The sequence below is a fragment of the Streptomyces sp. NPDC047000 genome (genome assembly GCF_040644295.1).
Lineage (GTDB): Bacteria > Actinomycetota > Actinomycetes > Streptomycetales > Streptomycetaceae > Streptomyces.
Genome location: NZ_JBEYWE010000016.1, coordinates 163,085 through 172,698 on the forward strand (window position 1 = coordinate 163,085; position 9,614 = coordinate 172,698).

At 71.1% G+C, this 9,614-nt stretch carries 8 protein-coding genes and 1 pseudogene; 2 read left to right on the plus strand and 7 right to left on the minus strand.

Going from position 1 to position 9,614, the window contains the following annotated elements:
- Nucleotides 1–40 precede the first annotated feature (40 nt).
- Nucleotides 41–946, minus strand: coding sequence for a F510_1955 family glycosylhydrolase (locus ABZ862_RS24385; protein ID WP_360961571.1), 906 nt, complete (start codon nt 944–946; stop codon nt 41–43).
- Between the two features lie 126 nt (nt 947–1,072).
- Nucleotides 1,073–1,567, minus strand: a complete 495-nt coding sequence (locus ABZ862_RS24390; RefSeq protein ID WP_360961574.1) for a DUF6153 family protein — start codon at nt 1,565–1,567, stop codon at nt 1,073–1,075.
- 91 nt (nt 1,568–1,658) lie between these two features.
- On the opposite strand from ABZ862_RS24390, the gene ABZ862_RS24395 reads away from it, so the two are divergent.
- Nucleotides 1,659–2,228 (plus strand): Chromate resistance protein ChrB, encoded by a 570-nt coding sequence (locus ABZ862_RS24395; protein ID WP_360961577.1) that lies wholly within the window; start codon nt 1,659–1,661, stop codon nt 2,226–2,228.
- 276 nt (nt 2,229–2,504) lie between these two features.
- Here the strand turns inward: ABZ862_RS24395 and ABZ862_RS24400 are convergent, their stop codons facing one another.
- Together ABZ862_RS24400 and ABZ862_RS24405 are read right to left on the minus strand one after the other, a co-directional pair.
- Nucleotides 2,505–2,792, minus strand: a complete 288-nt coding sequence (locus tag ABZ862_RS24400) for a hypothetical protein (RefSeq protein ID WP_360961580.1) — start codon at nt 2,790–2,792, stop codon at nt 2,505–2,507.
- A 401-nt stretch (nt 2,793–3,193) separates the two neighbouring features.
- Nucleotides 3,194–4,324 carry a metallophosphoesterase gene (locus tag ABZ862_RS24405; protein WP_360961614.1) on the minus strand — a complete coding sequence of 377 codons (1,131 nt, stop codon included), beginning with the start codon at nt 4,322–4,324 and terminating at the stop codon, nt 3,194–3,196.
- A gap of 609 nt (nt 4,325–4,933) precedes the next feature.
- Between ABZ862_RS24405 and ABZ862_RS24410 the strand changes: the two genes are divergently transcribed.
- The gene (locus ABZ862_RS24410) at nt 4,934–6,583 is read left to right on the plus strand and encodes a ricin-type beta-trefoil lectin domain protein (RefSeq protein ID WP_360961582.1); all 1,650 of its coding nucleotides are present in this window, start codon (nt 4,934–4,936) and stop codon (nt 6,581–6,583) included.
- 140 nt (nt 6,584–6,723) lie between these two features.
- Here the strand turns inward: ABZ862_RS24410 and ABZ862_RS24415 are convergent.
- From ABZ862_RS24415 to ABZ862_RS24425, 3 genes and pseudogenes are all read right to left on the minus strand, one after another.
- Nucleotides 6,724–6,945, minus strand: a pseudogene (locus ABZ862_RS24415) (ATP-binding protein); the annotation flags it as partial.
- Between the two features lie 11 nt (nt 6,946–6,956).
- The gene (locus ABZ862_RS24420) at nt 6,957–8,432 is read right to left on the minus strand and encodes an ATP-binding protein (protein ID WP_360961585.1); all 1,476 of its coding nucleotides are present in this window, start codon (nt 8,430–8,432) and stop codon (nt 6,957–6,959) included.
- 432 nt (nt 8,433–8,864) lie between these two features.
- Nucleotides 8,865–9,188, minus strand: coding sequence for a hypothetical protein (locus tag ABZ862_RS24425; RefSeq protein WP_360961588.1), 324 nt, complete (start codon nt 9,186–9,188; stop codon nt 8,865–8,867).
- Nucleotides 9,189–9,614: the final 426 nt, after the last annotated feature.

Sequence of the window (9,614 nt, forward strand, 5' to 3'; positions counted from 1 at the left end):
AGAGAGATCCCTTGGAGGAAGAAGCGGGAGCCGGGAGCGCTCAGCCGGCGGCGGAGGAGACGGCCAGGCGCTTGACGAACGTCCTGCCGCCGTCACGGGAGTCGTAGACCCCGTCCTGGGTGGCGGCGAGCACGCGCCCGCCGGTGTAGGCGGTCAGCGCCTCGGGCTGTCCGCCGGGTACGGTGCCGGTCCGCCGCCAGTGGGCACCGCCGTCGGCGCTGACGTGGAGGCCGCCGGACAGATCGACTCCGTAGAGGGCGTCGGCGGCGGGCCAGGACAGATAGGCCATGACCTGCCCGGAGCCGGGGCCGAACGTCTTGCCGCCGTCGGTGCTGGTGGCGACACCGGCCTCGGTGGTGGCCAGTACGACGTCCGCGTCCTTCGGGCTGACGGCGAGGTCCAGCGCGGCGATCCTGGCACGCTCGTCCCAGGTGGCGTGGGCGTGGTCGGTGCTGACGCGCAGAGTGCCGCGGGTGCTGTCCCAGCCGTAGACGGCGTCGTGCGCGTACGCGAGGGCGTGGAAGTCGGTCGAGCCGCCGAGGGAGAGCGTCTTCCAGGTCCTGCCGCCGTCGGCGGACCGGATCAGTCCGCGGTCGGCGGCGTCACCGCTGCCCTGGGCCGGATGACCGCTGCCGAGGAAGGTCTTCGGCCCGATGACGGTGAAACCCATGTAGTCGGCGGTGTCACCGACCCGCCGGGCCGTGCCGTCCTGCGCCACGGCGACGACGCCGTGGTGCGTGGCGACGTACAGGCGCCCGTCGGAGGGGTCGATACCGACGCCGTGGACGTGTTCGACGGCCAGGGCGCCACCGGCCCGGTCGCTGCTACTGCTGTTGCCGCCGCTGCTGCTGCAACCGGAGAGGACGAGGGCGGCTGCGCCGGCGGTGGTGAGGCCGAGTCCGACGCGGCGGGAGAGGGAACGAGCGCTGCTCGTGCGGGAACGCATACGGAAGTACTCCTGCGGAGTGAGGAGGAGGCGCGCCGGGGACCGGGCGCGGGACATGGCTGACCGTCCGCCGTGCGACCACCGTCCGCGGCACACCGCGGCGGCGGACACGGCAGGGGCCCTGTCCTAGATCCGCAGGAGTTGAAGTTCGCTGAGCGAGGGAGGCGCGCGACCGCCCTCCCGGCCGATGTCGGCGGACCGGACCCCGTCCCCGGACCCGGCTGCCGGACCGAACGGGGTGGGCAGCGGAGCGGCGAGCCCCGGCCCGGTGCCGAGCGCGGCGGAGGCGCAGTTCACATCGGCATGCTGCGCGTGCCCGCCGCCGTCACCGTCGCTGTCACTGCGGCAGACGGCCTCGCCCCCGGACCGGCCCCACATGTCGGCCGTCCCGAGACGCATGCCGGCCACGGAGGAGTCGGCGGGGCGCGCCGAGTGAGCGGAGTGCGCCGAGTGGGCCGCGTGCGCCGAGTGCGCGGAGAGGTGATCGCTCCCGGCCACCGCCGACGCGCCGAACCCCATCCCGTGCATGCCGACCAGCCCGACCAGCAGCCCGAACACCAGCACCGCCGGCCACCACATCGGCGGCGACGGCGCGCGGCGGGGCGGCGCGGAGGCTGTCACAGCGCCCATGCTACGGACGTCCGGCACCCGCGCATGACACGACGAGCGGCTCGTGACCGAAGCAGAAGTAACGCCTGCTACATTTGTCGACGTGTCGCATGGGGAACCGGTGAGCCGCTGGCTCGTCGTTGTGGTGAAGGTCCCGGTGGAACCGTCCCGGCACCGGGTCGCCGTCTGGCGGCAGCTGCGGAGGAGCGGTGCGCTGTCCCTGGGGCAGGGAGTGTGGGCCGTACCGGACGTACCGGTCTTCGCGGACGGTGTCTCCAAGGCGGTCGCCCTGACCGGGCAGGCCGGTGGGCAGGCCATGACCCTCACCGCGTCCGGACGCGACAGCGAGGACGCGGCCCGCTTCCAGGCGCTGTTCACCGCCCTGCGCTCCGAGGACTGGACGGGGTTCCTCGCCGACTGCGGGAAGTTCGAGGCGGAACTCGCGCAGGGGATCCACGTCGCCGGGTTCACCCTCGCCGACCTGGAGGAAAAGGAGCAGTCGCTGGAGCGGCTGCGGCGCCGGTACCGCGATCTCACCGCACGCGACGTGTTCGGCGCCCCGGAGGCCGCCGAGGCCGGCAGGCGGCTGAAGGAGTGCGCCGCGGCCTGCGAGGACTACGCGGAACGCGCCTTCCGCGCCTTGCACGAGGCACCGGTGGGCGACGGCGGATGAACCGGCCGGACCGGCCGGACCGGGCCGACGGCACGCACCGGCCCGACGAGCCCGACAAGCTCGCTGAGCCGGACGGGCCGGTCCCGCCGCGCCGGATGTGGCCGCTGTACGCGGCGGGGTTCACCACGGCCTTCGGGGCGCACGGCATCGCCGCGAGTCTCGGCAGCGGCGCCGAGGTTTTACCCGCAGGCCCCGCAGGCCCCGCAGGCCCCGCAGGCCCCGCAGGCCCCGCAGACCCCGGACAGTCCCCGCAGGCCCCGTACGGACTGTCCGGGGCTATCCGGCGAGCGACCCGCCGTGCTGGGCGCCGGACGCGGACTGCCACGCCTGCATCCCCGCTCGGGACGCCTCCCTGGCCTGCCGCCACTTCGCGGCCGCCTGCTGGGCCGGCGGTACGTCCATGTCGCGGATCATGCGCCGACCTGCCGTGAACACGGCGAAAGCGGCGATGGCCATCCCGGCGCATGCCACCACGGCACCGGCCGCAGTGAGCACGGCACCGGTGGTGACGAGCCGGGTGTCGATCTCGATCGCACGGTGGGAGTCGTGGTGGTGCTGGTTCATGACACCACCATCCAACGGACGAAACCACCTCGCATCCCCACCGGCCGTCCGGTATCTGTGAGCACGTGCACGGGCACCGCGGGACGGATGGATCGGGACGGAGCGTGGCGGATCGGGACGGATCCTGGTATCACCTTCGAACCGGTGGCCGACCGTTCGTGCCGGCCCCTGACAGCCTCTGCCCGCCGGCCGGGTCCGCGCACAAGTCAAGCCCTCCACCGGCCCGGCGGCCGAACGGCGGTCGGAGCCGGGAAGACACGGTCGGAGCGGCGAAGGCCTGGTGCACCGCCACCTGAAACCCGTGCTCACAGACACCCAGCCGTGCGCAGCCGCGCGCCGGAGCTGTGCGGGGCTGCGCACGGCTGGGCTGCGTGGGGCGGGCCTTGGGTCGGTGGGGCGGGTCAGACGGCCGTGCGGAGGGTGAGGAGGGTGATCTCGCTCGGTGCGAAGATCCGGAAGGGCGGGCCCCAGAAACCGGTGCCCCGGCTGGTGTAGAGGAGGGTCCGCTCCCCGTGCCGGCTCAGCCCCTGCACCACCGGCTGGTCGGTCCGGACGAGGTAGTGGAACGGCCAGATCTGGCCGCCGTGCGTGTGCCCGGAGATCTGCAGGTCGATGCCGGCGGCAGCGGCGTGCCGGACGAACTTGGGCTGGTGCGCGACGAGCAGCACCGGCCGCCGCGGGTCCGCCCCGGCCAGCGCGGTCTCCAGGTCGGCGCGGTGCCCGGCCAGTCCCGACCCCTCGGCGGTCACGTCGTCCACACCGGCGAGGACCAGGGCGTCCCCGCCGCGCTCCACCACCAGGTGCCGGTTGTGCAGCGGCTCCCAGCCCAGCTCCGCCATCCGGTCCAGCCAGCCCTGGGCCTCCCCGAAGTACTCGTGGTTCCCGGTGACGTAGACCTTCGCCAGCCGCGCCCGGACCGTGCCGAGCGGGGCCGACTGGGCACGGCGCCGGTCGGGGGTGCCGTCCGCGATGTCGCCGGCGTGCACGACGACGTCCGCCTCCAGGGCGTCGACCGCCTCGGCCACCCGCTCCGACCAGCGGGCCCGGTCGATCGGCCCGTAGTGGGTGTCCGCCAGGACGACCACCCGGGTGCCGTCGAGTCCGGCGCCGAGCCGCGGCAGGCGGACGTCCAGCCTGCGTACCCGCGGCACCCGCATGGCCTCGTGGTGCCCCCAGGCCAGCAGCACGGCCGACACCACGGCGACCGCCACCGCGACGGCCCGGCCCGCTCCGCCGACGCCGAGCCCGATCAGCGCCAGATGCACCAGGCCGCCCAGTACCGACCAGGTGAAGAGCACCCACACCACGCCGAGGGTGGTGTCCGCGATCCGGGCCGCCCGGTCGTCGCCCCGTGCGTGGCCGGCGGCCATCAGGAACGGGAACGAGACCAGCGAGGCGGCGAAGACGGCCGTCCCCGCCAGGAACACCGGCAGCGGCCAGCCGGCGCCGGATCCGAACAGCGTCCACCACGGGACCAGGAACAGCAGCGCCAGGACCAGCAGCACCACACCCCCGCCCAGCCGCCGCCGCAACGCCCCCCGGGCCGGGGCCCCGTCCGCCGTCCCGGCCCCGGTCCGGCTCTCGGCCTCGGTCCGGCTCCGGCTCCGGCTCCCGGCCCCGGTTCCGTCGGCCGTCGTGGTCCGGTCCGCCGTCCCGGTCTCCTCCGCCGTCCCGGTCTGGTCCGCCGTTTCGGTCTGGTCCGCCGTTTCGGTTCCGCTCTCCGTCACTGCGCCGCCCCTCATGTCCGCTGCCCCGGGCCGGCGATCCCCGCCCGGCCCGGTCCGGCCCCGTCCGGTTCCGTCCGTCCCATCATCGGCCCCGGGCCGGGGCCGTCGGCCGGTGCGGCCGGTTGCCGTCCCGCCCGGGGCCCTCGGTGCGGGCGATGTTCCGAAAGATGGGTGTGCCAACCATTTTGCCGTATGCCCGACCCTTAACAAACTGTGTGCATGACAGGAATGGGCGCCACAAGTCGCTAGCATGCCCCCGGTGTTGTCCCGTCAGAGGCGGCTTTGCCGCAGGCGAAAGCACGCCTACCCCCCACTCCCCCCACGGAGGTCGGACGAATGCGCTTGAGTTGGACAAGACAGCGGCGCGACGGGTGGAAGAGAACGCTCGGACTGCTCCCCGTCGTCGCTGTCACCGTGGCGACCACCCTCGCCGGAGCGTCGAACGCGGCGGCCGCGGTGCCCTCACCGCCGTCGGGTTTCACCCTCACCTGGAGCGACGACTTCAACGGCGCCTCCGGCACCGGCATCGACCAGAGCCTGTGGAAGTACGACACCGGTGCGGGCAGCACGTTCGGCACCGGTGAGATCGAGACCATGACCAGCAGCACGTCGAACGTCTACTACGACGGCCAGGGCCACCTGGTGCTGCAGGCCCTGCACTCCGGTTCCGATCCGGCCGGCGGATGGACCTCCGGCCGCGTCGAGACCCAGGCGGCGACCTACGGCGCCCCGGCCGGCGGCGTCGTCCGTATGGAGTCCGTCCTCCAGCAGCCGAACGTCACCACCGCCAACGGGGCCGGCTACTGGCCGGCGTTCTGGATGCTCGGCGCACCCCTGCGCGACGGCGTGACCTGGCCGAAGTCCGGCGAGGTCGACGTCATGGAGGACATCAACGGCCGCAGCTCCGTCTTCAGCACCATCCACTGCGGCGTGAACCCGGGCGGCCCGTGCAACGAGTCGACCGGCATCGGTTCCGGCGAGCGCGCCTGTTCGGGCTGTCAGACCGGCTTCCACGACTACGCGGTGGAGATCGACCGCTCGGTCTCGCCGGAACAGGTCCGGTTCTACCTCGACGGGGCCAACTTCTACACCATCAACGCCAACCAGGTCGACGCGACCACCTGGGCCGACGCGATCGACCACCCCTTCTTCATCATCTACGACCTGGCGATCGGCGGCGGCTTCCCGAACGCGTTCGGCGGCGGTCCCAACGCGGCCACGGTCTCCGGCGGCAAGCTGGTGATCGACTCGGTGGCCGTCTACAACAAGGCGCCCGGCTCCGGGAGCGGCGGCGGTTCGGTGACGGGCCAGACGATCACCGGTCCCGGCGGCAAGTGCGTGGACGTCGCGGGCGACGACACCGGCGGTGACGGCACCGCGGTCCAGCTCTGGGACTGCCAGTCGGCGGCGAAGGACCAGCACTGGACCTGGAGCGGCCAGACGCTGCAGACCCTCGGCAAGTGCCTGGACATCGCCGGCGGCAACAGCGCCGCCGGTACCAAACTCCAGCTCGCCACCTGCAACAGCGGCGCCTACCAGAACTGGGTGCGCCAGAGCGACGGCTCCCTGAAGAACCCGACCAGCGGCCGCTGCATCGACTCCCCGTCGGGCGCCACCGCCAACGGCACCCGCCTCCAGATCTGGGACTGCAACGGCGCGGACGCCCAGAAGTTCGCCGTCGGCACCCCGATCTACGGCCCCGGCGGCAAGTGCGTGGACGTCGCGGGCGACGACACCGGCGGTGACGGCACCGCGGTCCAGCTCTGGGACTGCCAGCAGTCGACCTCGCTCGACCAGAAGTGGACCTGGAGCGGCCAGACCCTGCGGACCCTCGGCAAGTGCCTGGACATCGCCGGCGGCGCCAACGCCAACGGCACCCAGCTCCAGCTCGCCACCTGCAACGGCGGCGGCTACCAGAACTGGGTCGCCAACGCCGACGGCTCGATGTCCAACCCGACCACGGGCCGCTGCATCGACTCCCCGTCGGGCGCCACCGCCAACGGCACCCGCCTCCAGATCTACGACTGCAACGGCTCCGGCGCCCAGAAGTTCGCCCTGGCCTGAGCCCCAGCCCCCTCTTCCCCCGTACACCGAAGGGCCCCGCCGTGCGGCGGGGCCCTTCGGCAACGTTGTCCTCGAATCCTCGAAGTTCTCGAACGACCGCGGACGCGGCCAGAACCGCCGCAGTCGCAGCCGCAGCCGCCTCAGGCCCGGCGCCAGGCGCTGATCAGTTGCTCGGGGCCGTACGCCGCCTGAAGGCCGGAACAGCTGATCCCGCTGCGGGACACCGCCACGAGCGGTAGGGGCTCGTCAGTGATCGCCGCCCGGTGTTTCTGCAGCGCGGCCAGGTCACGGCTGTCGAAGGCGGCGTTCTCCAGCCACTTGACCGAGCCGAGGAACAGCAACCGTCTGGCCACCGGCTGCCGTGCCGGCTTGCTCACGCCTGGCCGTACAGGCCTGCCAGGTCGACGAGTTGAATGCTCGATGAGGTCTCAGCGGCGGCGTGTGCCTTGTCGTTGAAGCCTGCTCCGCTGAAGCACAGCAGGCGAGTGCGGGTGGTGTCGTAGCGTCCCGCCTGCGCGATGAGCTCGCGGATGTGCTTGAGGCGTTCGATGTGGGCGAAGCCCATGGTGTCGTTCCACTTGGCTTCGCCGATGGCCAGAAGCGGGGGCTTGGCGTGTCCGTCGGCGATGCCCACAACGGCCACGTCGACCTCGTGGCCGGTGCGGGCTTTGGGATCGTGGACCACTCCGTGCCCGACGCGGGCGGGCAGGCCACCGAGCACATCGGGGTCGGCATGATGCAGGGCCCAGTCGCGGCAGACCTGCTCGAAATGGGGCCCCATGACGTTGCTGACGAAACGGCGGCGGCTCGCCTGCCAGACCCGGGCAGCGCTGCCGGGGCGCTCCAACTGGTCCCATACCGGGCGCATGATGGCGTGGTAGAAGCCGATCAGTGGTTCGGCGATGCGATAGGTGGGGCGGTTGTCGCGGAAGGCGTCGGCGTCCCGGTACAGCAGACCGGCGTCCTCGAGGACGTTGATGGGGTGTGCGATGTCGGTGGCCTTGCGCTCCAGATACCCGGCCATGCCTCCACGCGTGGCGTTGCCGTCGGCCACGGCCGCCAGGACGGACAGGTACAGGGCGGTGTCCCGCAGGTCTGGTTCCTCGGCAAGCAGGTACCGAGCCTCGCGAAAGAGGGGCGTCTCGGGATTGAGAACCGTACGTACGACCCAGTCGTCGAAGTCCTCGAGCCCGGCTGGACTGTCACCTCGGGCGAACTCACGTCGATAGGCGGGAGTGCCGCCGACGATCGAGTTGACCTGCAGTGCAAGACGGGGATCCGTGATGTCCCAGAACTCGGCGGCGAGACGGTGGTCGAGGGGGCGTACGACAAGTTCGAGTCCCGCTCGGCCGCGCAGAGGCGCGTTGCCTGAAAGCAGCCGGCCCATGAAGGACAAGGCCGACCCGCACAGCAGCAACCGGGTCCGGGAGCCGGTGCGCTGGTCACGCAGAGGACGCAGGGCCTCCTGGATGATCGAGGGGAGCTCCGGATTGGCCTTGGCGAGGTACGGAAACTCGTCGATCACCACGGGGACGGGGCGCTCGGAGCCGAGGGCGAGCAGAGCGTCGACGGCCTCCGACCAGTTGGCGAAGTGGTACGGGCTGGCGGGGCGGACGTGGGCGGTCAGCGCGGAGCTGATCCTGCGGAGCGACTCGGCGTCGGCTGCTTCGGTCGCGCCGAAATAGAACCCACCGGCGGCACGGCAGGCGGCGTCCAACAAGAATGTCTTGCCCTGGCGGCGACGTCCGGAGACTACGCCGAGGGTCGCGCCTGGCTGCGGATCGGTGATGAACCGGCTCAGCGCTGACCACTCGTAATCCCGGTCGAACACCTCGGCAGGCTTGTCCATGCGTCGCCCTCGGATAGAGAAGTACGGCTACATAAAACATACTCCTGCATCTGAGTCGTTTCCCGAAGGTTCGCCGGGGCGTGCGCCGCCCCACGTAGGAGAAATGACCTCAATGCCGGAAATGAGCGAGACGGAGACTGGGACGGACAACGTCGAAGGGCCCCACCGCAAGCGGTGGGGCCCTTCGACATCGTGCCCGGTGAGGCACTGGCGGAGGATACGAGATTCGAACTCGTGAGGGGTTGCCCCCAACACGCTTTCCAACTGTGGTGGTGAGGTCATGGGGTGTGTGCAGGGGCGTTCACCTGCGTTCATGAGCAGTTGACTGCCAGGGTGAGTGGCCTGATGGTCTCAGCTGAACGGCCGTGAACGTGGCTGAATGAGACGGAAACTGAGACGGCTACGGTCACGCCTGGTGGGCCGAGGCTCCCCCTATGAGAGGGGATCGTCGCAGTACTTGGCGAGCAGAGCGATGGTGCCTGAGCTTGCTGGATCCGCGACGGCGTCCAACTGCTTGTTGAAGGTGTCTATGTCATCAGCCGAAGCCAGTTCTGCCGCGTCGGCTACGTTCTCCGCCTCCGTTTGGGCTCTCAAACCGCCGTCACGGTCCAGTTCCTTGGCCGCCTGGCACACGGTCTGCCTGTTCGGCTTGCCACTGTTGCCAGTCTCAATCCGGCACACTGATTCGGAGACGCTCTTCAGGCCCTGAGCCTGCTTCACGATTCGTCCCGCTGCGGTCAGGGTCTCGTCACTCAAGGACACCGCAGTCACCAGGAGCGCACCAGATGCAGACAGCGCTTCGTCGGCTTGCGCAGATGCCTGGCAGGCGGGAACGCTGGGAGACGCGGACGCCACGTCGCTAGCCGGCGCCGCAGTGGTACCGGCAGACGGTATATGGCTGGACGCCGCGGGCGTGGGTGAGCAACCTACGGCGCAGATGCCAGCCAACAGCACGACCATGACGCAGCGACGCACGGCTCACTCCTGGAACAGACGGGGAAGACGGCTGAGCATACGGCGACACGTCCGTGCCAGACCTACCCGACGGGGAAACTGCCAGCGCCCTGAGCTTGGGAAGCTAAGAGCATCTAGTGTCCTGAGTCGTTAATTCGTGTGCAGTATGCGGCGAGGGTGTCGAGGATGTCGTCGGCGGTCTTCGTCCAGACGAACGGCTTGGGGTTC